The sequence below is a fragment of the Caballeronia sp. TF1N1 genome (assembly GCF_022878925.1).
Lineage (GTDB): Bacteria > Pseudomonadota > Gammaproteobacteria > Burkholderiales > Burkholderiaceae > Caballeronia.
This window is the reverse complement of record NZ_CP084626.1, coordinates 1484102-1508907: the sequence shown is the minus strand read 5'-3', so window position 1 is coordinate 1508907 and position 24806 is coordinate 1484102. Positions and strand designations below refer to the sequence as shown.

Here is a 24806-nt window from a genome sequence, read left to right as displayed (position 1 = left end):
GAAAATGGAGTTGATCTGATGTATTGGCGGCACGAGTGAATTCAACGCCGGTCGCGGCGCCTAACCGCGCGCCAGCACGACCACGCCGAGCAGAATGATGCCGATGCCGATCAGCCGCTGCAGCGACAGCACCTCGCCGAACAAATACCACGCCGCGAAGGCGTTGACGACATAGCCGAGCGAGAGCATCGGATAGGCGATCGACACATCCACGCGCGAAAGGCCGACGATCCACACGCCCACGCTCAGCACATAGCAGGCAAGGCCGCCGATGATCGGCCATTGCGTCGCGATCCTGAAACCGACTGGCAGAATGTTGCTTGCCGTGAGTTCGAAGTGCCCGACGGCGTTGACGCCCGCCTTCAGCAGCAACTGCGCGCACGCGTTCAACAATACGCCGATGAGGATACAAGCGAAGGAAATCGGATTCATTGCGGATTAGTCGCGGGTTGGCGCCTGGTTGATCGTGCCGACGGTCTTGCTGGTCTCACACGATAAGGAAAAAGCCGGGCCGCCACAACGGGGTTGGCCGAACGGTCGTGCAATCCGCTTGCGCGCGTGGCACGCACTGTGTCAGACGTGGTGCCGCGCGAGGTGGCAGAGTGCGCCATCACGGTTGCGGTTTCTCGACGATCACACGGCGCGCGTCGCGGGCGATGACCTGCATCGGCACACGGCGGGCGGCGAGGTCGTCGTAGCGGCCAGGCGGCATCAGCGCGAGCGCATACGGTTGCGAGTCCCAAAGCTTGACCCATTGGTCGATGCTCGGCACCCACTTCCGCGGCTCCGTCTGCACGCCGAAGGTGAGTTCGTCGGCTTCCTGCACCATGATCATCGGCTGATCGAGATAGAACGGCATGGTGTGATCGAGCTTGGCGATCGAGTAAAAGGGCGTGCCGGGCGGGAGTTTCGCCATCGCGGCTTTCACGGCTGGCACGAGCTTGACGCCCGAGCTGTCGGTGCCGAAAACGTCGTGGCCCGTTCCCGCGATGGTGCCGAGCAGCAGCCACGCCGCGCCCAGTCCTGCCGCGCCCGCAAGCACGTTCCGGCGATTGAGCCAGAGCGCCGCGAGCGTCACGACGAACGCCACCGCCAGTCCCGCATAAACCCATATCTGGAACGCGCGATACAGCGCATTAGGCGTATTCGCGCTGCCCGCCCGGCCGATGAAGATCGCGCCGAACGCCGCGGCGATCAGGAACACCGCATAGCCGATCAGATGCATGCGATAACGCGGCTTCGTCAGCGACGGCAGATAAAGCCCGAAGACGAGCGCGAGCGCCGGTGCAACCGGCAAGACATAGGACAGCAGCTTCGAATGCGAGGCGCTGAAGAACAGAAAAATGAACGCGGACCAGACGAGCAGCATGGTCACGGGCGCGAATCCGTTGGGCTGGCGCGGCGTCTTGAGACCGTGGCGCACGCTCTGGAACGCGATCGACAGCCACGGCAGAAAGCCGACGATGAGCACCGGCACGAAGTAATAGAACGGTCCGGGACGGTTCTGCTCGGGCGTCAGATAGCGCTTGAACTGCTGCACGATGAAGAAGAAATTGAAGAACTCGGGGTTCTTCATCTGCACGAGCACGAACCACGGCGCGACGACGATCAGGAACACGATCAGCCCGCTGCCGATATAAAGCCGCTTCCAGAGCGCCCAGTCGCGCGCCACGAGCGAGTAGATGATCAGCACCGCGCCCGGCAGGATCACGCCGACGAGCCCCTTGGAGAGCATGGCCGCGCCCATCGCCGCCCAGCAAAGCCACATCCAGAGCCGCACTTCGCGCACGGCGAGCCCTGGGCGTTGCGCGAGCAAAAGCGCGCTGAGCGTGAGCCCCATCCAGAACGACAGGCCCATGTCGAGCGTGTTGAAGTGGCCCATCAGGTTCCAGTACGGGCAGGTCGCGAGAATCACGGCGGCCGCGAAGCCCGTCATTGCGTTGAAGACCCGCGCGCCCGTGTAGCCGACCATCAGCACGCCCGCGAAGCCGCAAAGCGCCGTATAGAACCGCGCCTGCCATTCGCCGACGCCGAACCACGCAAAGGTCAGCGCGTTCGCCCAGGTCTGCAGCGGCGGTTTCTCGAAGTATTTGTAGCCGTTGTAGCGCGGCGTGATCCAGTCGCCGGTGACGAACATTTCGCGCGCCATTTCGGCGTAGCGGCCCTCGTCGCTCGGCACGAGATGCCTGAGCCCGAGCGGCCCGAACCAGATGACGGCCAGCGCGACGACGAGAAGAATGAGTGAGAGACGCGTGAGCGGTAGCCGCGAAGGCGTATCGTTCATGAAGTCGACCTGTTCGATGCCGCCATGCGCGGCGCTTGTGAATGAGTGGCGCAACCGGCCGCGCGGGGCGCGAAGCCGTCGCTTGCGTGCAGGCTCGCATGAGCGCCGGACTGGCCGTGGCGCACGCCGTGTTACCGCCTTTCAGGCTCGGCGCAACGTTCGCCGGGCGGGAGTGTATCGCACTGCCAGGCCGGATTCGTCAAATTGGCGCACGCCGGGCGTCGCGACGCCAGCGCGTGCGCCAAAGAGGCGCCTGTCGCCGAAGTATTGCGGCGCATCCTTAGCCGAGCCTTAGTTTCCGCTCATTCCTCGATCAGCAGTGCGGCGGCCACGCGCCGGCCTTCGGACATCAATATGTTGTAGGTGCGGCAGGCAGCGCCGATATCCATCGTTTCCACGCCAATACGATGCTTGGTCAACGCCGCCGTGAGCCGCGGATGCGGAAAGCGCAATCTGGAACCGCTGCCGAAGATGACCACTTCGGGCGCGGCTTTCACGAGTTCCTCGAAATGCTCGGGCGCGAGCGCGTCGAACGATGCCACCGGCCATTTGACGACGGGCGCCTCGGGCATGACGATCACGCTGCCCTCATGGCGTTCGAGATTGATCGCGACGAAGTCGTCTCCGTAGCTCGTGATGGTGTTGAGCGCGCCGCTGGAGTCTTGATGAAGTTTCAAAACGATGGTCCGGCAAGGAAAGGAGTAAAACCCGGCATCCGCCGTACGCGGCTGAAAAAAGCGCGAGAAGGCGGCGGAAAACGCACCAAAAGGCGCTTCGCGCCAGTGTTTGGTGCATTGCGGAACCGGGCCATAATCAGTAAATTATAACTTTCCAGCCGCGCGGACCGCTCGCGCGGCCCCCGTTGCGCTCGCGTGCCGCCACAAGCCGCCTTCGACACGCAATCCGTACCGTTACGCCTGCGCCCCTATCCGGCGCGGTGTTCCTCGCCCAGGGTTCGAAATCCCGAGAAGCGGCGGCAGTCCAGTAACATGCCGTAGTCTGCCGCAACCCGTCGCCATCCCGCGTCACTTCGTGTCATCCCGCTTCGCGTGCGCGTTCCGGAAGCGGACACGAACCGCCGGAGCATCGACCGAAGCACCTGCTGCATCGAAACGCCGAAACGACAGAACGCCAGAACGAATCCTTAAAACGAATCCACCAGACAGCCCAAACACAAGAGCCGCGCCCGTGAAACCGATTCTCAAATCCAACAAGCTGCAAAACGTCTGCTACGACATTCGCGGGCCCGTGCTCGAACACGCGAAGCGTCTCGAAGAAGAAGGGCATCGCATCATCAAGCTCAATATCGGCAATCTGGCGCCGTTCGGTTTCGAAGCGCCGGACGAGATCATTCAGGACATGATCCGCAATCTGCCGGGTTCGTCGGGCTATTCGGATTCGAAGGGCGTATTCGCCGCGCGCAAGGCGATCATGCATTACACGCAGCAAAAGGGCGTGACGGGCGTGACGCTCGACGACATTTTCATCGGCAACGGGGCGTCGGAACTTATCGTCATGGCCATGCAGGCGCTTCTGAACGATGGCGACGAGGTGTTGCTGCCCGCGCCCGACTATCCGCTCTGGACGGCCGCGGTAAGTCTTTCCGCCGGCACGCCGCGTCACTACATGTGCGACGAAGGCAATGGCTGGATGCCCGATCTCGACGACATCCGCTCGAAGATCACCGCCAACACCAAGGCGCTCGTCGTCATCAACCCGAACAATCCGACGGGCGCGCTGTATTCGGACGAACTGCTGCTCGAACTGATCGACATTGCGCGCGAACACGGCCTGATCATTTTCGCGGACGAGGTCTACGACAAGATCGTCTACGACGGCATGACGCACACGTCCATGGCCGCGCTTTCCGAGGACGTGCTTACCGTCACGTTCAACAGTCTCTCGAAGAGTTACCGTTCGTGCGGTTATCGCGCGGGCTGGATGGCCGTGTCGGGCCTCATCGAGGAAAATCGCCGTCGCGCGAAAGACTATCTCGAAGGTCTGGGCATTCTCGCGTCCATGCGCTTGTGCCCGAACGTGCCTGGCCAATACGCCATCCAGACGGCGCTCGGCGGTTATCAGAGCATCAACGACCTGATCGTGCCGGGCGGGCGGCTGTTCAAACAGCGCGAGCTTGCCTATGACATGCTCACGGCCATTCCGGGCGTTACGTGCGTGAAACCGCAGGCCGCGCTGTATATGTTCCCGAAGCTCGATCCCAAGATGTACCCGATCGAAAACGATCAGCAATTCATCACCGACCTGCTGCTCGAAGAACGCGTGCTGCTTGTGCAAGGCACGGGCTTCAACTGGCCGACGCCGGATCACTTCCGCGTGGTCTTCCTGCCGAACCTCGACGATCTGGCCGACTCGATCAACCGCATCGCGCGCTTTCTCGACGGCTATCGCAAACGTCACTCCGCTTAACTTTTCTTAGAAGACTCACGCTGTATGGAACCGATCAAGGTAGGACTGTTGGGCTTCGGCACGGTTGGCAGCGGCACCTTCACGGTGCTGCGCCGCAATCAGGAAGAAATCAGACGCCGCGCGGGACGAGGTATCGAAATCACGCGCATTGCCGTGCGTACACCGTCGAAGGTGCAAGCGGCAGCGGACGTGGCGGTCACCGACGACTTCCTCGCCGTCGTCGACGACCCGGCGATATCCATCGTTTGCGAAATGATCGGCGGCACGGGCTTCGCGCGCGAATTGGTGCTGCGCGCCATCGCCAACGGCAAACACGTGGTCACGGCGAACAAGGCACTGCTCGCGGTGCACGGCACGGAGATTTTCGAAGCCGCGCACGCAAAGGGCGTGATGGTTGCGTTCGAAGCAGCGGTGGCGGGCGGCATTCCAATCATCAAGGCGCTTCGCGAGGGCCTGAGCGCGAACCGTATCGAATATATCGCGGGCATCATCAACGGCACGACGAACTACATTCTTTCGGAGATGCGTGACCGCGGGCTGGACTTCGCGACCGCGTTGAAGGGCGCGCAAGATCTGGGTTACGCGGAGGCCGATCCCACTTTCGACATCGAAGGCGTCGACGCCGCGCACAAGGTCACGATCATGAGCGCGATCGCGTTCGGCGTGCCGGTGCAGTTCGACCGCGCGTACGTGGAAGGCATCAGCAAGCTCGCGGCCATCGACATTCGTTACGCGGAGGATCTCGGCTATCGCATCAAGCTGCTCGGCATCGCGCGGCGCACGGAGAAGGGCATCGAGTTGCGCACGCACCCCACGCTGGTGCCGGCCAAGCGTCTGCTCGCCAACGTCGAAGGCGCGATGAACGCGGTCGTCGTGCATGGCGATGCGGTCGGCACGACGCTCTACTACGGCAAGGGCGCGGGCGCGGAGCCGACGGCGTCGGCCGTGGTCGCCGATCTCGTGGATGTCACGCGTCTGCATACGGCCGACCCGGAGCATCGCGTGCCGCATCTGGCCTTCCAGCCGGGCAGTCTGGCGAACACGCCCATCTTGCCAATCGACGAAGTGACGAGCGGCTATTACTTGCGTTTGCGTGTCGCCGACGTGACGGGCGTGCTTGCCAACATCACGCGCATTCTCGCGGACAAGGGCATCTCCATCGACGCGTTGCTGCAGAAGGAATCGGAAGACGTCGGCGGCGAGCACAAGGGCGAGACGGACATCATCCTCATCACGCACGAGACGGTGGAAAAGAACGCGAACGCGGCGATCGCCCAGATCGAAGCGCTCTCCACGGTCGTCTCCAAGGTGACGAAACTGCGCATGGCAACGCTGAATTAAGCACAGGAACGCGACATGAACTACATCTCGACGCGCGGCGCCGGCTCGAACGAGCGCCACACGTTCTCGGACATCTTGCTCGGCGGTCTCGCAAAGGACGGCGGTCTGTATCTGCCGGCGGAATATCCGCGCGTATCGGCCGATGAACTCGCGCGCTGGCGCACGCTGTCGTATGCGGATCTCGCCTTCGAAGTGCTGTCGAAATTCAGCGATGACATTCCCGCCGACGACCTGCGTTCGCTTACGCGCAAGACTTACGTCGCGCAGGTCTACAGCAACGTGCGCCACGAAGAAAGCGCCGCGCAGATCACGCCGCTGAAGACGCTGGGCATGGAGAACGGCACGCCGCTGTCGTTGCTCGAACTGTCGAACGGTCCGACGCTCGCCTTCAAAGACATGGCAATGCAACTACTCGGCAATCTCTTCGAGTACGCATTGGAAAAGCACGGCGAAACGCTCAACATTCTCGGTGCAACGTCGGGCGATACCGGCAGCGCCGCCGAATATGCCATGCGCGGCAAGACCGGCGTGCGTGTGTTCATGCTCTCGCCGCATAAAAAGATGAGTGCGTTTCAGACGGCGCAGATGTTCTCGCTGCAAGACCCGAACATCTTCAACCTCGCGGTCGAAGGCAATTTCGACCATTGCCAGGACATCGTGAAGGCCGTATCGAACGATCACGCCTACAAGGCGAAGCACAAGATCGGCACGGTCAATTCGATCAACTGGGCACGCGTGGTCGCGCAAGTCGTGTACTACTTCAAGGGCTATTTTGCCGCGACGAAGAGCAACGACGAGCGCGTGTCGTTCACGGTGCCGTCGGGCAACTTCGGCAACGTCTGCGCGGGGCATATCGCGCGCATGATGGGTCTGCCGATCGATCAGCTCGTGGTCGCCACCAACGAAAACGACGTGCTCGACGAATTCTTCCGCACGGGCATCTATCGCGTGCGCGGCGCGGACGAGACGTATCACACGACCAGCCCGAGCATGGATATTTCGAAGGCGTCGAACTTCGAGCGTTTTGTGTACGACCTGCTCGGCCGCGACCCGGCGCGCGTGCTGCAACTGTTCCGCGACGTCGACGAGAAGGGCGGCTTCGATCTCGCGGCGAGCGGCGACTTTGCGCGGGTGAAGCAATTCGGCTTCGTGTCGGGCAAGAGCGATCACGACGACCGCGTGAACACCATTCGCGATGTGTTCGAGCGTTACGGCACGATGATCGACACGCACACCGCCGACGGCGTGAAGGTTGCTCGCGAGAACCTCAAACCCGGCGTGCCGATGATCGTGCTCGAGACCGCGCAGCCGATCAAATTCGGCGAGACCATCCGCGAGGCGTTGAACCGCGAGCCGGAGCGTCCCGTCGCGTTCGTGGGACTTGAAAAACTGCCACAAAGGTTCGATATCGTTCCTGCGGATGCAGCCGTGGTGAAGGCGTTTATCGCTGAACGGACTTAAAGCGCATCCGCCGCGCGCGGATCGAGAGCGGTTGAGCGCGGGGCGCGGCCGGTTCGGCCGGCGCCCCGATGTTTTTTGATCCGCGTAATCTGCCGGGATGCCAAGGCTCATGCCGCTCCCGGCCAGAATCGCCACCAAAATCTGCTAAAATCATAGGTTTTTCGCCGTACATCATTCAAAGGACGCGCCGTGCTGTCTACCGCCAATATCACCATGCAATTCGGGCCCAAGCCCCTCTTCGAGAACATCTCGGTCAAGTTCGGCGAGGGAAACCGCTATGGCTTGATCGGCGCGAACGGCTGCGGCAAGTCGACCTTCATGAAGATCCTGGGCGGCGATCTGGAGCCGAGTTCGGGCAACGTCATGCTCGAGCCGAACGTGCGTCTGGGCAAGCTGCGTCAGGACCAGTTCGCGTATGAAGACATGCGCGTGCTCGATGTGGTCATGATGGGTCACAGCGAAATGTGGGCCGCGATGACCGAGCGCGACGCGATCTACGCGAACCCCGACGCCACCGACGACGACTACATGCGCGCCGCCGACCTCGAAGCGAAGTTCGCCGAATACGACGGCTATACGGCCGAAGCGCGCGCGGGCGAATTGTTGCTTGGCATCGGCATCGATATCGCCGATCACAATGGCCCGATGAGCAACGTTGCGCCAGGCTGGAAACTGCGCGTGCTGCTGGCGCAGGCGCTGTTCTCGAAACCGGACGTGCTTTTGCTGGACGAGCCGACCAACAACCTGGACATCAACTCGATCCGTTGGCTGGAAGACGTGCTCAACCAGTACAACTCGACGATGATCATCATCTCGCACGATCGACACTTCCTGAACCAGGTCTGCACGCACATGGCGGACATGGATTACGGCACGCTCAAGCTCTGGCCGGGCAACTACGACGACTACATGCTGGCGAGCACGCAGGCGCGCGAGCGTCAGCAGAACGCGAACGCGAAGGCGAAGGAACGCGTGGCCGACCTGCAGGACTTCGTGCGCCGCTTCTCGGCGAACAAGTCGAAGGCGCGTCAGGCGACCAGCCGTCTCAAGATGATCGACAAGATCAAGATCGAGGAATTCAAGCCGTCGTCGCGGCAGAATCCGTTTATCCGCTTCGAGTTCGAGAAGAAGCTGCACAACATCGCGGTGGTGGCCGAGGGCATCACGAAGAAGTACGACCGCCCGATCTTTCAGAACTTCAGCCTGAGCGTGCAGCCGGGCGAGCGGATCGCCATCATCGGCGAAAACGGTGCGGGCAAGACCACGCTTCTGAAGTCGCTCAGGGGCGCGCTCGACCTGGACGGCGGCCGCGTGAAGTGGGCGGAGAACGCGAACGTCGGCTACATGCCGCAGGACACTTACGAAGAGTTTCCGAAGGACGAGACGCTGACCGACTGGGTCGACCAGTATCGTCAGGAAGGCGATGACGACCAGATGGTGCGCGGCACGCTCGGGCGCCTGCTCTTCAACGCGGACGACATCAAGAAGAACGTCAAGGTGCTGTCGGGCGGCGAGAAGGGCCGCATGATCTGGGGCAAGCTCATGCTCGGCCGCCATAACGTGCTGCTCATGGACGAGCCGACCAACCACATGGACATGGAGTCCATCGAATCGCTGCAGATTGCACTCGACAAGTTCGAAGGCACGCTGATCTTCGTGTCGCATGACCGCGAGTTCGTGAGCGGGCTGGCGAACCGGATCATCGAAGTGAAGACGGATGGCACATTGCGCGACTTCGGTGGGAATTACGAGGACTTCTTGTCGAGTCAGGGCATTCAGTAAAGCCGCAGTCGGCATTGCAAACAAAAGCCGCGCATACAGACGTATGCGCGGCTTTTTTATTGGTTATGACGCTGGTTTTGTTGTGTCGGGAAACCAGCAACCCCGCATCGGCAGCCCATCCCGGGTTTCGCCATGACTGAGGCGGATGCTGCTCGACCGGGTCCGCCAAAACCATTTTAGCCGAGCCGGTTCACGTTGGCTTCCTAAACCGCATCGCCGTCCCTTCACGCCTGATCCGCTCCCACACGGCCTGCTTCTCGGCATCGGAAAGAAACACCCAATTCGACACTTCACCCGCCGTGCGGCCGCAGCCTTTGCAGATGTCGTCGAAAAGCGTGGAGCACACGCCGATGCAGGGACTATCAGGAAGATCGTGGAGATTCGAAGACATGGATTCGTTGATTGCCGCGCGCCATACGAAAGCCATGACGCGCGCATTGAAAGACATTAGCGGGCAATACTGTAGCCTATTCGCGCGATCCAGTGACGCCGCTGGTTGTAATCGAGGATATCTTCGCCGTAACCGTTGAAGTAGCTCGCAAACACATAACCGCCCCATGCGCTGCCGATCAGCTTCGCCAGCGGGTAGGTGAGCTGCGAATCCACGCTGCCATACCAGTGCTTCGTGCCCTTGCGCAAGGTCGTCGCGAGCTGCCACCCATCCGGGCTGCCGTATTTGACCAGGAAGTCGGTGTAGCCGCGATAATCCGCGATGTCATGATTCCCGCTTCTCGACAAGTAGTAATAGATCTTTGGCGAGATGGTCAGATGCTCGCCGTTCAGGTCGCCAAAATCCCACGTCGGCCGCACGAACATGATGTTGATCGCGCGCGATTCATCGCCGCTCTTGCCGTTCGATTCATGCCCGATACCCGCCGCCACGCCCATGCGCGTGAACAACGGACTCTTCACGCCCGTGTCTTCCACGTAGTAGAAAAGCTGCGGCTGATAGCTCGTATCGCGAAACGGGACGGACGGCGCGGAGAGGTTCCAGATGGTCGTCTGGGTGTACGCAAAGTAGAGATTGTCGAGGAAGCCGCGCGAGCGCGGGTCGTCCGGCAGATGCAGCCGGTATTTGAAGCTGAACTGGAACTTGGCGAGATTGTCGCCGTTTTCGCCATCGGCGAAGTACATCGGCTCGAAGGTCGAAAGGCGGCCGGACAGCATGGTGTCGATGGTCGTCGTCGGCACGGCCGTCGTGTTCGCGGCGGCGGTGGCGGTGGCCATTTGCGCGGGCGTCGTCGCCTGCGCTTCGCGTTTCTCGGCGGCGACCACCTGCGTCTGCGTATTGCCGCGGTTGAGCGTGACGAGCATGGGTGAAGCATCGAAGCCGACCGGATCGATCTTCATCGTGCCGCGCGCGCTTTCGGGCCACGCAGCCGTAAAGCGCACCCGGCGATACTGCCCAGGCGCGAGGCGCACATGGTCCGGCACCTTCGGATCGCGGGCGAGCGTGAGTGGCGCAGGCGGCAGATCGCCATTGGTGAGATTCACCGTCAGTTGCTTCGGCACATCGATGGAAAGCGGTTTGCTACCGTCATCGGTATAAAGCAGCGTGATTTCGAGCGGCTGCGACGCCGCCGCTTCGCGTGCCGGTTGCAGCACGGAGACAGTGGCATGCGCCGTGCTCGCTGCACTCAGCGTAGCAAGGGCGAACGTCGCGGCGCGTAGACGGCGCCGAGCGCCGGTTTGGGCATGAGCCGCACGAAGGAGTGTCGGCAAAACAAACGAATTTGGACGATGCATCGGGTAGTTTGGCGTTTTGTTGTCGGGGTGTGCGGCAGGGCTGCTGACGCGGCGCGCTGTGCCGAGTCATTGGTTGGGCACTCGCACTATCGCGCTTGCAGGCATTTCTTGCTCAAGCGCGCGGGAGGATTGCCCAGGCGCCGACGCCGATACCAACGCCTTTCGCTCAGACCGAACCCACCATCTGCCACAACAGCGCGCCATTGAGTGCAAGAATCAGTCCTGCACAAGCCCAGGCAAGTGCAAGCGGCACGCGGGCGACGCGCCAGCGTCCCATGAGACCGGCATCGGAAGCGAAGCGCACGAGCGGAATCACTGCCAGCGGTAATTGCAGACTCAGCACGACCTGAGTCGCGACCAGCAGTGTATTCGAACCGTGCTGCCCGAAGCTCGCGACGGCGAAAAGCGCCGGGCCGATGGCAAGCGAGCGCGTCAAAAGCGCCCGCGCCCAGCGCGCCATCTTCAGCTGCAGGAAGCCCTCCATCACTGCCTGACCGGCGAGCGTGCCCGTGACCGTCGCGTTCAAGCCGCACGCGAGCAGGGCGGCGGCGAACGCAATGCCCGCCCAGTGGCTTCCCACGAGCGGTGCGATGAGCCGATGCGCGTCCGCGAGATCATCGACATCGAAGTGGCCGCTTGCATGAAACACCGACGCGGCCACCACCAGTAACGACGCATTGACGATAAACGCCAGCCCGAGCGATGCGAACGTGTCGATATTCACGCCCTTGAGCGCGCGGCCGATGGTTGCGTCGTCGTGGTGAGGGGCATGTTCCTTCACCAGCGCCGAGTGCAGATAAAGGTTGTGCGGCATGACGGTCGCGCCCAGCACGCCGGCGGCGAGCCAGAGCATGCCGGCATCGCGCAGAAGCTCGCGCGGGGGCGCGAAGCCACGCAAGGCATCGCTCCAGACGGGATGCGCCAGCGCCAGTTCGACGACGAAACAGAAGCCGACGAAAAGGATCATCGCCGTGATGGCACGCTGGAGCGGCCGCTGTCCACGGCTTTGCAACGCGAGCATGATGAAAGTGCCGACCGCCGAGAACAACACGCCTGCGGTCAGCGAGACGCCGAACAGCATCTGCAAGGCGACCGCGCTGCCGACGACTTCGGCCACGTCGCACGCGATGATGGCGATTTCGCACGCGAGCCACAGCACGAGCGTCGTGCGGCGGCTATAGCGCTCGCGGCACAACTGCGCGAGATCGCGGCCGGCGACGACGCCCACGCGCGACGCCACCCATTGCAGCAGCATGCCCATGAGACTCGCGAGCAGCACGACGAAGAGCAACTGATAGCCGTAACGCGCGCCACCCGCCAGCGCCGTCGCCCAGTTGCCCGGGTCCATGTAGCCGACCGCGACGAGCGAACCCGCGCCGACGAACGTGTACCAGCGGCCGCGCGGCGCGCGGGGCCGGTCTTGACGATTGCCGGATTGAGGCGGTACGTCGGGCTCGGTAGCCGAAAGCTGCGCAAGCGCGGACGGATTGGTGTTCATGCGGTCGGTTGCCTTGAATAGCGTTGCAACAGCGCTGTCGTGTCACGGCTTCTGAAGCCGCGGCACGAGCGCACGCGTTGCCGGTTGAGAATGCGTGGGAAAAATCAACGCACATCCGAATTGGCTAGCAACGAGTGTTCCGCTGGCTATTCGTCAGGCAAGGAATTGGGCTCAACCCGTGCCGTCGCGCTGCTCTTCTGTCTTTACGAGCGACGGTCGCACGTGGATGCCTCAAGTCCCTTCCATCGATAATGACATTTCGCGATGCTTTCGCGGCGTGGTTCCCTTTGACGAGTGTGGTTTTATCAGGTGTCGCACGGCGACATTAGACGCTAAAATGCGCGCACTTTCGGTACAGCAGATCAATGAACCGTGGCACGGGCAGGCCTTATGACCAGGCGGCTGCCCTCGACGCACGTGAGATTCGCGCGACAAGCCGGACATTATTTTTGTCGTGCTTCGGTTTAATGGTAGTTTTCGGGTTTTTATGGGGTTCGCGGGCCGTTCCTTGAGAGCCGGGCCCGACACGACGCCGTCGACAGTCGGAACAAGGGAGAAACGAGATGAACGAGAAACTGGCGGCCCCCGTGGCCAAGCTGGCCAAATTCGCGGGCGCGCTGGCGTGCGCGGCGACGCTGTTGCCGCTGATGTCCCTCACGGCATCGGCGAAAGACACGCAGCTCAACGTGTACAACTGGTCGGATTACATCGCCAAGGACACGATCCCCAACTTCACCAAGCAAACCGGCGTCAAGGTGAAGTACGACAACTACGACAGCGACGACACGCTGCAGGCCAAACTGCTGACGGGCAATTCGGGCTATGACATCGTCGTGCCGACGAGCAACTACGCGGGCAAGCAGATCGCGGCAAACATTTTCGCGCCGCTCGACAAGTCCAAGCTGCCGAACCTCAAGTATCTCGATCCCGAACTGATGAAGCTCGTGGAAGGCGCGGACCCCGGCAACAAGTACACGGTGCCCTGGGCGTACGGCACGACCGGCCTCGGCTATAACGTCGACAAGGTAAAGAAAATACTCGGCGCGAACGTCGAACTCAATAACTGGGACATTCTCTTCAAGCCCGAGAACATTTCGAAGCTAAAGGCGTGCGGCGTGTCCGTGCTGGATGCACCCGACCAGATGTTCGCCGCCGCGCTGCATTACATCGGAAAGGACCCGATGAGCACGAATCCCGCCGATTATCGCGAGGCGCTCGCGATGCTCAAGAAGATTCGCCCGTACATCACGCAATTCAACTCGTCGGGCTACATCAACGACCTGGTGGGCGGCGACGTGTGCTTCACCTACGGCTGGTCGGGCGATGTCGTCATTGCCAAGCATCGCGCCGTGGACGCGAAGAAGGCTTACAAGATCGAGTACTACATTCCGAAGGGCGGAGCGCCGGTGTGGTTCGACGTGATGGCCATTCCGAAGGACGCGAAGAACAAGGACGCCGCGCACGAGTGGATTAACTACATCGAGACGCCGCAGGTGCACGCCGCGATCACGAATGCGGTGTATTACCCGAGCGCGAACCTCGAAGCGCGCAAGTACGTCGACAAGGACGTGGCGAACGATCCGGCTGTCTATCCGCCGCAAGAGGTCATCAAGACGCTGTTCCTGCTCAAGCCGTTGCCGCCCGAAATCCAGCGTCTGCAGACGCGCTTGTGGACCGAACTCAAATCCGGCCGCTAGTTAGCAAAAGCGGGTTATGCTTTGAACCGACGAAGCCCCTGGACCTCCGGGGGCTTTGTTCGTGATCGTCGCGTAGCCGGGCAGACGAAGTCATCGATGAAGGACACGTTGCGGGAGTCGAACAGGCAATCATGAGTGAGCAGTCGAGCGCGTTGAAGGCAGCGCCTAATTCCGGCAGACAAGCGCCGGACAATTTTCCGTCCACCGGACTCGTGTCGGACGACAACTTCGTGCAGGTCGTCGGCGTCGTGAAGAAGTTCGGCGAGACGGTGGCCGTGAGGGGCGTCGACCTGTCGGTTGCGAAGGGCGAACTGTTTGCGCTGCTCGGTAGTTCCGGCTGCGGCAAGTCCACGCTGTTGCGCATGCTCGCCGGGCTCGAGACCGTCACCGAAGGGCAGATTCTGATCGAAGGCGAAGACCTCGCGCAGATGCCGCCGTATCGCCGGCCGGTGAACATGATGTTTCAGTCCTACGCGCTCTTTCCGCACATGAGCGTGGAATCGAACGTCGCATTCGGCTTGAAGCAGGAAGGCGTGCGCGGCGGCGAACTCAAGGAGCGCGTGCAAGCCGCGCTCGAACTCGTGCAGATGGGCCAGTATGCGAAGCGCAAGCCGCATCAGTTGTCGGGCGGCCAGCAGCAGCGCGTGGCGCTCGCGCGCAGCCTCGTCAAGCGTCCCAAGCTGCTCTTGCTCGACGAACCCATGTCCGCGCTCGACAAGCAGATTCGCCAGCGCACGCAGATGGAACTCGTCAACATCCTCGATCAGGTGGGCGTCACCTGCATCATGGTCACGCACGATCAGGAAGAGGCGATGACCATGGCCGGGCGCCTCGCCGTGATGAGCGAAGGGCGTATCGTGCAGATCGGCACGCCGCACGAGGTCTACGAGTATCCGAACAGCCGCTTCTCGGCGCAGTTCATCGGTTCGACCAATCTCTTCGACGGCAACGTGGTCGAGGACGAGCCAGACCATATCTTCGTGGAGTCGCCGGAACTGCCGGTCAGGCTCTATGTGAACCACGGCATTACCGGGCCGCTCGGCATGCCGGTGACCATCTCGGTGCGCCCGGAACGTATCGCGCTCATGAGAAAGCCGCCCGAGGGCGCGTTCAACTGGGGCCGCGGGCATGTGACGAATATCGCTTACATGGGCGGCTATACGCTCTATCACGTGACGCTCGAAAGCGGCAAGACGGTGGTCGCGAACGTATCGAGCCTCGCGCTCGGCGAAATCGATTCCCCCACTTTCGACGATGAAGTCTACGTGCGCTGGAGCGCGTCGGCGGGCGTGGTGCTGACGGCATGATGATGAAACTGCTCGACCGCATGGGCGTGAGCGGCCGCACCGCGGTCATCGCCGGGCCGTTCCTGTGGCTGTTGCTGCTATTTTTCGTGCCGTTCCTGCTCGTCGTGAAGATCAGCTTCGCGGACAGCCAGCTCGGCATTCCCCCGTACACGGATATCGTGGCGTTGAAAGAGGGCGTGCTGAATATCGCGCTCGATTTCTCGCACTACGCGTTTCTCGTCACCGACAGCCTGTACTTCGCGACCTACATGAATTCGCTGCTGGTCGCGGCGGTTTCGACCTTGCTGTGCCTCGTGATCGGCTATCCGATGGCGTATTACATCGCGCGGGCGAATCCGGCCTCGCGCAATCTGCTGATGATGGCCGTCATGCTGCCGTTCTGGACGTCGTTCCTGATACGCGTCTACGCGTGGATCGGCATTCTCAAGAACAACGGCTTGCTCAACAACTTCCTGATGTCGATCGGCCTCATCCATTCGCCAATCGAGCTTTATCACACGAATGTCGCGGTTTATATCGGCATGGTGTATTCGTACTTGCCGTTTCTCGTCATGCCGCTTTACGCGCATCTCGTGAAGATGGATCTCACCTTGCTCGAAGCCGCTTACGATCTCGGCGCCAAGCCCTGGAAGGCGTTCCTGCAGATTACCTTGCCGCTGTCGAAGAACGGGATTATGGCCGGATGTCTGCTCGTGTTCATTCCGGCGGTGGGCGAATACGTCATTCCCGAGCTGCTCGGCGGCGCGGATACCTTGATGATCGGCCGCGTCATGTGGAACGAGTTCTTCGATAACGCCGACTGGCCGATGGCATCCTCAGTCACCTGCGCGATGGTGCTCCTCCTGCTCGTGCCGATGGCGCTTTTCCAGCACTTCCAGGCGAAGCAACTGGAGGAGAAACGATGATCAAGCCGAGCCGTCCGCTGCAGATCACCGCGCTCGGAATCGGGTTCGCGTTTCTGTATATCCCCATCCTCAGTCTGATCGTCTATTCGTTCAACGAGTCGCAGCTGGTCACCGTGTGGACGGAGTTTTCGCTGCGCTGGTACAAGGCGCTCTGGTACGACGACGAGCTTATCGCGGCGGCATGGCTGTCGTTGCGCATCGCGTTTCTGACGGCGTGCGCGTCGGTCGTGATCGGCACGTGGGCGGGGTTCGTGCTCGCGCGCATGGGACGCTTTCGCGGCTTCACGCTCTACACGGGCATGATCAACGCGCCGCTCGTGATTCCCGAGGTCATTCAGGGCATCTCGTTGCTGCTGCTTTTCGTGGAGATGGCCAAGCTGATCGGCTGGCCGGCGGGGCGCGGGCTCTTCACCATCTGGATCGGCCACGTAATGCTATGCATCTCGTATGTGGCGATCATCGTGGAGTCACGCGTGCGGGAGCTGAATCCGTCGCTGGAAGAGGCCGCGCTCGATCTCGGCGCGACACCGCTGCGCGTGTTCTTCGCGATCACGCTGCCGCTGATATCGCAGGCGCTCGTGGCGGGTTGGCTGCTGTCGTTCACCTTGTCGATCGACGATCTCGTGCTTTCCGCGTTTCTGTCGGGACCGGGATCGACCACGCTGCCACTCGTCGTGTTTTCGCGCGTGCGGCTGGGGCTGAATCCGGAAATGAATGCGCTCGCGACGTTGTTCATCGCGCTGGTGACGGTCGGGGTGATCGCCGCGAATTACTTCATGCAGCGCAATGAGCGCAGAAGGCTGGCCGAGGTACTGTGAACGCAGGCGCGTTAGTCTGCTCTCGTTGACGAGGAACCGCGAGAGTGGCGCTTTTCCGCGTGTTCGCCTGAACACGGCAAGCGCCGGTTCAAGCCGCTTTTTACCTACGATGTCACTGTGAGCATCGAGCAATTGCCAGATGCTTCAGTTCCACGCAGCGCCTGCAATGGCACTTCACGTACTCGCCAAATGCGTCGCGAACGTCGCCGGGTCCGTGTTGGTTCCGCACAGCAACACGCCCACGCGCTTGCCTTGCAGACGCTCGCGCAACGGTCCGAGCAGCGCAGCGGTCGCCGCCGCGCACGCCGGTTCCACAGCCAGCTTCAGTTCGTTGAACAACTGCCGCATGCCGTGCCGCAACGCGTCGTCCGATACGGTGACGATCTCGTCGATATGTCGCCTGCACAGTTCATAGCTGTATTGCTCGGTATGCGGCGCCATCAATGAATCGGCGATGCTGTGCAGGGAACTCAGCTTGATCGTGTGATTGGCGGCGAAGCTGCGGCTCATCGCATCCGCGCCTTCCGGTTCCACGCCATAGACATGCAGCGAAGGGTTGGCGAGACGCATGGCGGTCGAAACGCCGGCGGACAGCCCGCCACCGCCGATTGGCAGGATGACCGCATCGAGATCCGGCGCCTGCGACGTCCACTCGTAACCGAGCGTCGCCGTGCCCAGCACCGTTCGATAACCATTGAACGGATGCACGAAGAAGCGTCCTTCCTCGGCCTCGATGCGCCGCACGATCTCGAAGGCCTCGATCACATTTTCCGCCAGCACGACTTCCGCGCCGAAGCGCCGGCAAAGCGCGATGCGCGTCGGACTGGCGTTCTTCGTGATGACCACCTTCGCGCCCACTTCCATGCGCTGCGCCGCGTAAGCCACCGCGACCGCATGATTGCCCGCCGACACGCACGTCACGCCTGCCGCGCGTTCGCTGTCGGTGAGCGCGAGGATGTTCGAGAACGCGCCACGCGCCTTGAACGTGCCGCTTGCCTGCAGCAGCTCGAACTTGAACGTGACGGGTGTGCCTTCGAGCGTCGGAAAATCGTGCCGCTCGAAGATCGGCGTGCGCGCTACCCAGGGCGTAAGCGCCATATGCTGCTCGGCGATCTCGTCGAGGGTCGGAATGGGCGTGCCGTCGATCGTATGGTCGGAATGCGTTGCTGTGGACATGGCTCGATGGATCGTGCGACGGTCGATGACTAGCGCGCCTGTGCTTCGACCGACATGCTATGGATGAATTTGCCGAGAAACGCTTCGCAAGCGACGAGTTGGTCGAGCGACACGTATTCGTTCGCCTTGTGCGCCTGTTCGATGTTGCCCGGTCCGCACACGATGCTCGGCACGCCCGCAATCGCGAAAAGTCCCGCTTCGGTGCCGTAAGCGACCTTGCGCTTCTCCTGATTCTCGGTGAGCGCGCGCACGAGTTGCGTGATGGCGGCCTGCTCGGTGGCGTCGAGTCCGGGCGCGGCGGCGATCTTCGAAAATTCGATGGCCGCGTTCTCGTGCTCCTTCTGCATTTTCGGCAAGAGCGTGTCGCGCGCGAACGCTTCGATGCGCTTGAAGATAGGGTCCGGGTCGATGGTCGGCAAGTTGCGGAATTCGAAGTCGAAAGTGCATTCCGCGGGCACGGTGTTGAGCGCGTTGCCGCCCTTGATCGTGCTCGTCTGCGCGGTGGTGAAGGGTACGTCGTAGAACTCGTCGAACGGGCCCTTGGCGCGGAATTCATCGGCGACGTCGCGAATGAAGCAGATGAGGCGTGCGGCGTACTCGATCGAATTCAGCCCCTTCGGCGTAAGCGACGAATGCGCCGCAAAGCCACGCACGCAGCAGCGGAACGCGTTGATGCCCTTGTGCGCGATGACCGGGCGCATGGAAGTCGGTTCGCCGACGATACAGCCATCCGGATTGACGCCGCGCTTTTGCAAGTCGGCGATCATGAGCGGCGCGCCCGCGCAGCCTACTTCTTCATCGAACGAAAGCGCGAAGTGGATCGGCTTGGCGAGCTTTGTCGCCTGCATCTTCGGCAGCATTGTGAGCGCCGCGCCGATAAACCCCTTCATGTCGCAGGTGCCGCGACCGTAGAGCAGACCATCGCGGATTTCGGGCTTGAAAGGGTCGCTTTTCCAGTTTTGACCGTCGACCGGCACTACGTCGGTGTGTCCCGACAGCACGATGCCGCCGTTCGTCTGACCGTCGTGCGCGGGCACCGTGGCGAAGAGATTGGCCCACTGGCCGCGTGAATCGGTCGTGATGCTGGCTTCGACACCCGCCTTGCGCAGTTCGTCGCGCACGGTTTCGATGAGGCCGAGGTTGGGATTGCGGCTGACTGTATCGAAGGAAACGAGACGTTCGATCCAAGGTAAGGATTGAGGCGTGGCGGAGGTCGTGGCTTGTTGCGCCTCAGCGGCGATTTGGGACATTTTTCGCTCCTGCGGGGTAGAAGCCGATCATAGCCGAAACCACGCTTGCTGACCTTCTGGTCAATATATGCGCTGCGGCATGGCTCCCGTCACTGCCTTTCAAAAGAGCGGCAATGACGGGGTGCGTTGGGCCGGGCGCTTGATCCTTCTTCCGGTCGATGTGCGCGCCGTGTCTCCCGTCGATACCAACGCGCCGGATGAACCTAGCGCGCCACGGCCGCCGACTGCCGCACCGGCGCGCCGAGCGCGCGCAACGTTTCCTTCACCGTGGCAATGCGCACCGCGAGATCGGGGCTGCGCGTTTCGATGCGCAACTTGTCCTGTCCCGCGAGCTTGATGTGCTTGTTCTTCTGCACCATCTCGATGATCTTCATGGCATCGACAGGCGGATTCGGCACGAACTGCAAGCCGATGGAACTCTCGTTGGCGTCGATCTTCGAGATACCGAGCGGCTTCGCCGCAAGCCGCAACCGATGCGTCTCCACGAGCGCATGCGCTTGCGGCGGCAACTTGCCGAAGCGGTCGACGAGCTCTTCGAGAATGCCGTCGATGGCATCGCTCGATTCGCAGTTCGCAAGCCGCTTGTAGAGCGAAAGACGCTCTTGTACGTCCGCGCAATAGTCGGCGGGCAAGATGGCAGGTGCGTGCAGATTGATCTCGGTCGTGGCGGCGAGCGGCGCGTTGAGATCCGGCTCGCGGCCTTCCTTCAGTGCGCGCACGGCGTCGTTGAGCATGTCGGTGTAAAGCTGAAAACCGATCTCGTGAATCTCGCCCGATTGCTTGTCGCCGAGCACTTCGCCCGTGCCGCGAATCTCGAGGTCGTGCATGGCCAGATAGAAGCCCGAGCCGAGTTCCTCCATCTGCTGAATGGCTTCGAGCCGGCGCTGCGCCTGCTTGGTCAGCGACTGCGGGTCGTGCACGAGCAGATACGCATAAGCCTGATGGTGCGAACGCCCGACACGCCCGCGCAACTGGTGCAGCTGCGCGAGTCCGAACTTGTCCGAGCGATGCATGATGATGGTGTTCGCGCTCGGCACGTCGATACCCGTTTCGATGATGGTCGTGCACAGCAGCACGTTCGCGCGCTGGCCGACGAAATCGCGCATCACGCGTTCGAGTTCGCGCTCGTGCATCTGGCCGTGCGCCACGGCAATGCGCGCTTCGGGCACGAGTGCTTCGAGCATGGAACGGCGATTCTCGATGGTTTCCACTTCGTTATGCAGGAAGTAGACTTGCCCGCCGCGTTTCAGCTCGCGCAGCATGGCTTCGCGAATGACGCCGTCTTCCTCGCGCCGCACGAAGGTCTTGATGGCAAGGCGCTTCTGCGGCGCGGTCGCGATCACGGAGAAGTCGCGCAGGCCTTCGAGCGCCATGCCGAGCGTGCGTGGAATGGGCGTCGCGGTGAGCGTGAGTACATCCACTTCCGCACGCAACGCCTTGAGCGCTTCCTTCTGCCGCACACCGAAGCGATGTTCCTCGTCGATGATCACGAGCCCGAGCCGCTTGAACTTCACATCCGACGACAACAGCTTGTGCGTGCCGATGACGATATCCACACTGCCTTCGTTGATCTGCGCGATAGACTGCGTGACTTCCTTCGAACTCTTGAAGCGAGACAGTTCAGCAATCCGCACGGGCCAGTCGGAAAAGCGGTCGGTGAAAGTCTGCGTATGCTGTTCGGCGAGCAGCGTGGTGGGGGAAAGTATCGCCACTTGCTTGCCCGCCATCACCGCGATGAACGCCGCGCGCAAGGCCACTTCCGTCTTGCCGAAGCCGACATCGCCGCACACGAGCCGATCCATCGGCTTGCCGCTCGTCATGTCGCCGATGACCGCGGCAATCGCGGCGCCCTGGTCGGGCGTTTCCTCGAAGCCGAAGCTCTCGGCGAACTTTACGTAGTCGCGTGGATCGAGCTTGAACGCGTAGCCTTCGCGCGCGGCGCGGCGGGCGTAGAGGTTGAGCAGTTCGGCTGCGGTATCGCGAATCTGCTGCGCGGCCTTGCGTTTGGCTTTTTCCCATTGGCCCGAACCGAGCGTGTGGAGCGGGGCGCTTTCGGGATCGGCGCCGCTATAGCGCGAAATCACATGCAACAACGCGACGGGCACGTAGAGCTTGGCGTCGTTCTGGTATTCAAGGTGCAGAAACTCGGTTTCGCCTTCGCCGAGGTCCATGGACACGAGACCCATGTATCGGCCGATGCCATGCTGCGCGTGTACCACCGGATCGCCGATTTTCAGTTCGGCGAGATCGCGCACCATCGAATCGACATTGCTCGCCTGTTCCTGGCGGCGGCGTCCGGCGCGGCGCGCGAGCGGCCCGTAGAGCTCGGTCTCGGTGACGATAGACAGCTTCGCTTCCGGCAACGAAAAACCGTTCGCCAGCGGCGCTATGCCGAGCGTGAATTTGGCATCCGCGCCGAGCCATTCCTGGAACGTGTCGCGCAGTTCGCCGCGCAGGCCGTTATCGACGAGCAATTGCTGGATGGCTTCGCGCCGTCCCGCCGATTCCGCGACCAGCATCACGCGGTTTTCGGTCTGCTCCAGATAATGGCGCAGCGCGAGCAACGGTTCGTCCGCGTGGCGGTCGATAGCAAGCCCTGGCAGCGGCACGGCCCAGCCGCCTTCGGGCGACGCCGGGAACTTCAGTTGCGCGAATGGCTTGGCGAACGTGAAAAAGTCGTCGTCGCTGAGAAAGAGGCGGCGCGGTTCGAGCAAAGGCCGCTCGCGGTCATGCGAAAGAAAGTTGTAGCGCTGCTTCGTGTCGGCCGTGAAGCGTTTGATCGCGGCATCCATGTCGCCGACGAACGCGAGTTGCGAGTTCTCCGGCAGATAGTGAAAGAGGGTTGCGGTGTCGTCGAAGAAGAGCGGCAAGTAATATTCGATGCCCGCCGACGGCACGCCGCTGCCGATGTCCTTGTAAATTTGCGAGCGGCTCGGATCGCCCTCGAACACTTCGCGCCAGCGGCTGCGAAACGCGGTGCGCGCGGCTTCGTCGAACGGAAATTCGCGGCCCGGCAAGAGGCGCACGTCGCGCACGGGATACAGGCTGCGTTGCGTGTCGGGATCGAAGGCGCGGATGGAATCGACCTGATCGTCGAACAAGTCGAGGCGATACGGCAGCGGCGAGCCCATTGGATAAAGGTCGATCAGCGAGCCGCGCACGCAATATTCGCCGGGACGCACGACCTGACTCACGTGCTCGTAACCTGCCAGCGTCAACTGCGCCTTGAGCTTGCTTTCGTCGAGGCGCTCGCCCTGCGTAAACGAAAACGTGTAAGCCGCGAGAAACGAAGCGGGCGGCATGCGATAAAGCGCCGTGGTCGCCGGCACGAGCAGGATGTCGCAACGTCCTTCGCCGAGATCGTGCAGCGTCGCGAGACGCTCGGACACGAGGTCTTGATGCGGCGAGAACGTGTCGTACGGCAGCGTTTCCCAGTCCGGCAAGAGACGCACGCGGGCATCCGGCGCGAAATAGGGGATTTCGGTTGCGAGGCGTTGCGCATCGACCGCGCTTGCGCAGAGCACCGTCAAGAGCCGCACGGACTCGCGATTAGCCGTGTAATAACGCGCGATGGCGAGGGCATCGGATGAACCGGGCGCGCCGTCGAAGACAAAGCGCTGACCCGCCTTCACGAGCGGGATGGGAGAACTGGACTGCGCGTTGACGGCTTTCGAGGACATATATATGCAATTAACCGTCGGCTCTTTCGCCCTCTTCGAGGACGCGCCGGACGTGGTCGCTAAAGACCTATTATAAAATCCGGGCTCCACTTTGACCTGGCTCAGTGATCTGCCCGTGACTACGACTGCAAATTCGTCAAATGCGCCGTCTACTGCGCCAACGATTTCACCCGCCACTACCTCGCGCCTGTTCGCGCTGATTCCGTGCGCCGGCAACGGCAGCCGCTCCGGCGCACCCATGCCGAAGCAATATCAGACCGTCGCGGGCCGCCCGATGCTTGGTTACACGTTATCCGCCTTCGACGCGTGTTCCGAATTCTCGCAGACCCTCGTCGTACTCGCTCCCGACGATCATCACTTCGATGCGCGCCGGTTTGCCGGCCTGCGCTTCGCGGTGCAGCGCTGTGGCGGGGTTTCACGACAGGCATCGGTGTATAACGGTCTCGTCGCGCTGGCCGATTTCGGCGCACGCGACGACGACTGGGTGCTCGTCCACGACGCCGCGCGTCCCGGCATCACGCCGGAACTGATTCGCAAGCTCGTCGGCGCCCTGCGTCACGACGCCGTGGGCGGCATTCTCGCATTGCCGGTCGCGGATACGCTGAAACGGGTCGCACCGAGCATGCCCGATGCAGCGGATGACCACCCGCGTGTCGCCCGCACGGAATCGCGCGACGGGCTCTGGCAGGCGCAAACGCCGCAGATGTTCCGCCTTGGCATGTTGCGCGAAGCGATCGAACGTGCGCGTCACGACGGTCACGATCTCACGGACGAAGCGAGCGCAGTCGAATGGCTCGGCCACTCGCCGCGATTAGTTCAGGGCAGCCTGCGCAACTTCAAGGTGACCTATCCGGAAGACTTCGCGCTCGCGGGCGCGATGCTCGCCACGAAGGCCTGACGGCTCCGACACACACTTTCTACAGCAAGGTTGCATCGATGGATTTCAGAATCGGACAGGGATACGACGTACATCAGCTCGTCGAGGGCCGCCCGCTCATCATCGGCGGCGTGACGATTCCCTACGAACGCGGCCTGCTCGGCCATTCGGACGCGGACGTGCTGCTGCACGCCATCACCGACGCGCTCTTCGGCGCGGCATCGCTCGGCGATATCGGCCGGCACTTTCCGGATACCGCGACGGAATTCGCCGGCGCCGACAGCCGCGTGCTGCTGCGCGAAGCGTTCAAGCGCGTGTCGGAAGCGGGTTTCGCCATCGCCAATATCGACAGCACGATCATCGCGCAGGCGCCGAAGCTCGCGCCGCACATCGAGGCGATGCGCGCGAATATCGCGGAAGACTTGGACTTGGCCGTCGATCGCGTCAACGTGAAAGCGAAGACCAACGAAAAGCTCGGCTATCTCGGCCGCAAGGAAGGTATCGAGGCGCAGGCCGCGGTGCTGTTGCGGCGCACGTCGATCGATAGTTGAAATCGA

19 protein-coding genes are annotated in these 24806 nt (G+C 62.1%); 10 read left to right on the top strand and 9 right to left on the bottom strand.

Annotation, left to right across the window (positions count from 1 at the left end; genetic code table 11):
- Positions 1 to 60 precede the first annotated feature (60 nt).
- The 3 genes from LDZ28_RS06955 to LDZ28_RS06945 all read right to left on the bottom strand — a co-directional run bounded on the left by LDZ28_RS06955 (position 61) and on the right by LDZ28_RS06945 (position 2961).
- Entirely contained in the window at positions 61 to 432 is a 372-nt protein-coding gene (locus tag LDZ28_RS06955) for an SMR family transporter (protein WP_244825204.1), read from the bottom strand.
- Positions 433 to 610: 178 nt separating this feature from the next.
- Positions 611 to 2284, bottom strand: coding sequence for a glycosyltransferase family 39 protein (locus tag LDZ28_RS06950; protein WP_244825203.1), 1674 nt, complete (start codon positions 2282 to 2284; stop codon positions 611 to 613).
- Positions 2285 to 2586: 302 nt separating this feature from the next.
- Positions 2587 to 2961: an Mth938-like domain-containing protein gene (locus LDZ28_RS06945; RefSeq protein WP_244825202.1), complete on the bottom strand. Its 375-nt coding sequence runs from the start codon at positions 2959 to 2961 to the stop codon at positions 2587 to 2589.
- A 511-nt stretch (positions 2962 to 3472) separates the two neighbouring features.
- Here LDZ28_RS06945 and LDZ28_RS06940 point away from each other — a divergent pair.
- The 4 genes from LDZ28_RS06940 (at position 3473) to LDZ28_RS06925 (ending at position 9295) form a co-directional block, all read left to right on the top strand.
- Positions 3473 to 4711, top strand: a complete 1239-nt coding sequence (locus tag LDZ28_RS06940) for a pyridoxal phosphate-dependent aminotransferase (protein ID WP_244825201.1) — start codon at positions 3473 to 3475, stop codon at positions 4709 to 4711.
- 24 nt (positions 4712 to 4735) lie between these two features.
- Positions 4736 to 6052 (top strand): homoserine dehydrogenase, encoded by a 1317-nt coding sequence (locus LDZ28_RS06935; protein ID WP_244825200.1) that lies wholly within the window; start codon positions 4736 to 4738, stop codon positions 6050 to 6052.
- A 15-nt stretch (positions 6053 to 6067) separates the two neighbouring features.
- On the top strand, positions 6068 to 7513 hold the full coding sequence (thrC, locus tag LDZ28_RS06930; protein WP_244825199.1) for a threonine synthase: 1446 nt from the start codon (positions 6068 to 6070) through the stop codon (positions 7511 to 7513).
- 189 nt (positions 7514 to 7702) lie between these two features.
- Complete coding sequence (locus LDZ28_RS06925) at positions 7703 to 9295, top strand: ABC-F family ATPase (protein WP_244825198.1); 1593 nt, start codon at positions 7703 to 7705, stop codon at positions 9293 to 9295.
- A gap of 190 nt (positions 9296 to 9485) precedes the next feature.
- Here the strand turns inward: LDZ28_RS06925 and LDZ28_RS06920 are convergent, their stop codons facing one another.
- From LDZ28_RS06920 to LDZ28_RS06910, 3 genes are all read right to left on the bottom strand, one after another.
- Positions 9486 to 9686, bottom strand: a complete 201-nt coding sequence (locus LDZ28_RS06920; protein ID WP_244825197.1) for a DUF1289 domain-containing protein — start codon at positions 9684 to 9686, stop codon at positions 9486 to 9488.
- A 56-nt stretch (positions 9687 to 9742) separates the two neighbouring features.
- Positions 9743 to 11041: a phospholipase A gene (locus LDZ28_RS06915; protein ID WP_370652115.1), complete on the bottom strand. Its 1299-nt coding sequence runs from the start codon at positions 11039 to 11041 to the stop codon at positions 9743 to 9745.
- 166 nt (positions 11042 to 11207) lie between these two features.
- Positions 11208 to 12539, bottom strand: a complete 1332-nt coding sequence (locus LDZ28_RS06910; RefSeq protein WP_244827943.1) for an Nramp family divalent metal transporter — start codon at positions 12537 to 12539, stop codon at positions 11208 to 11210.
- Between the two features lie 563 nt (positions 12540 to 13102).
- On the opposite strand from LDZ28_RS06910, the gene LDZ28_RS06905 reads away from it, so the two are divergent.
- From LDZ28_RS06905 to LDZ28_RS06890, 4 genes are all read left to right on the top strand, one after another.
- Positions 13103 to 14236 (top strand): polyamine ABC transporter substrate-binding protein, encoded by a 1134-nt coding sequence (locus LDZ28_RS06905; protein WP_244827942.1) that lies wholly within the window; start codon positions 13103 to 13105, stop codon positions 14234 to 14236.
- A 131-nt stretch (positions 14237 to 14367) separates the two neighbouring features.
- The gene (locus LDZ28_RS06900) at positions 14368 to 15543 is read left to right on the top strand and encodes an ABC transporter ATP-binding protein (protein ID WP_244827941.1); all 1176 of its coding nucleotides are present in this window, start codon (positions 14368 to 14370) and stop codon (positions 15541 to 15543) included.
- Positions 15540 to 16448, top strand: coding sequence for an ABC transporter permease subunit (locus tag LDZ28_RS06895; protein ID WP_244827940.1), 909 nt, complete (start codon positions 15540 to 15542; stop codon positions 16446 to 16448). Before LDZ28_RS06900 ends, LDZ28_RS06895 begins: the two co-directional genes overlap by 4 nt.
- Positions 16448 to 17266, top strand: a complete 819-nt coding sequence (locus LDZ28_RS06890; protein ID WP_244828036.1) for an ABC transporter permease subunit — start codon at positions 16448 to 16450, stop codon at positions 17264 to 17266. The genes LDZ28_RS06895 and LDZ28_RS06890 overlap by 1 nt, the downstream gene beginning before the upstream one ends.
- 174 nt (positions 17267 to 17440) lie before the next feature.
- On the opposite strand, the gene LDZ28_RS06885 is transcribed toward LDZ28_RS06890, so the two are convergent.
- The 3 genes from LDZ28_RS06885 to mfd form a co-directional block, all read right to left on the bottom strand.
- Positions 17441 to 18442 carry a threonine/serine dehydratase gene (locus tag LDZ28_RS06885; RefSeq protein WP_244827939.1) on the bottom strand — a complete coding sequence of 334 codons (1002 nt, stop codon included), beginning with the start codon at positions 18440 to 18442 and terminating at the stop codon, positions 17441 to 17443.
- Positions 18443 to 18471: 29 nt separating this feature from the next.
- On the bottom strand, positions 18472 to 19692 hold the full coding sequence (gene argE, locus LDZ28_RS06880) for an acetylornithine deacetylase (RefSeq protein WP_244827938.1): 1221 nt from the start codon (positions 19690 to 19692) through the stop codon (positions 18472 to 18474).
- Positions 19693 to 19895: 203 nt separating this feature from the next.
- Positions 19896 to 23372: a transcription-repair coupling factor gene (gene mfd, locus LDZ28_RS06875; RefSeq protein ID WP_244827937.1), complete on the bottom strand. Its 3477-nt coding sequence runs from the start codon at positions 23370 to 23372 to the stop codon at positions 19896 to 19898.
- 238 nt (positions 23373 to 23610) lie between these two features.
- On the opposite strand from mfd, the gene ispD reads away from it, so the two are divergent.
- Both ispD and ispF read left to right on the top strand, forming a co-directional pair.
- Positions 23611 to 24270, top strand: coding sequence for a 2-C-methyl-D-erythritol 4-phosphate cytidylyltransferase (ispD, locus tag LDZ28_RS06870; RefSeq protein ID WP_370652114.1), 660 nt, complete (start codon positions 23611 to 23613; stop codon positions 24268 to 24270).
- A 38-nt stretch (positions 24271 to 24308) separates the two neighbouring features.
- On the top strand, positions 24309 to 24800 hold the full coding sequence (ispF, locus tag LDZ28_RS06865; protein ID WP_244827936.1) for a 2-C-methyl-D-erythritol 2,4-cyclodiphosphate synthase: 492 nt from the start codon (positions 24309 to 24311) through the stop codon (positions 24798 to 24800).
- Positions 24801 to 24806 lie beyond the last annotated feature (6 nt).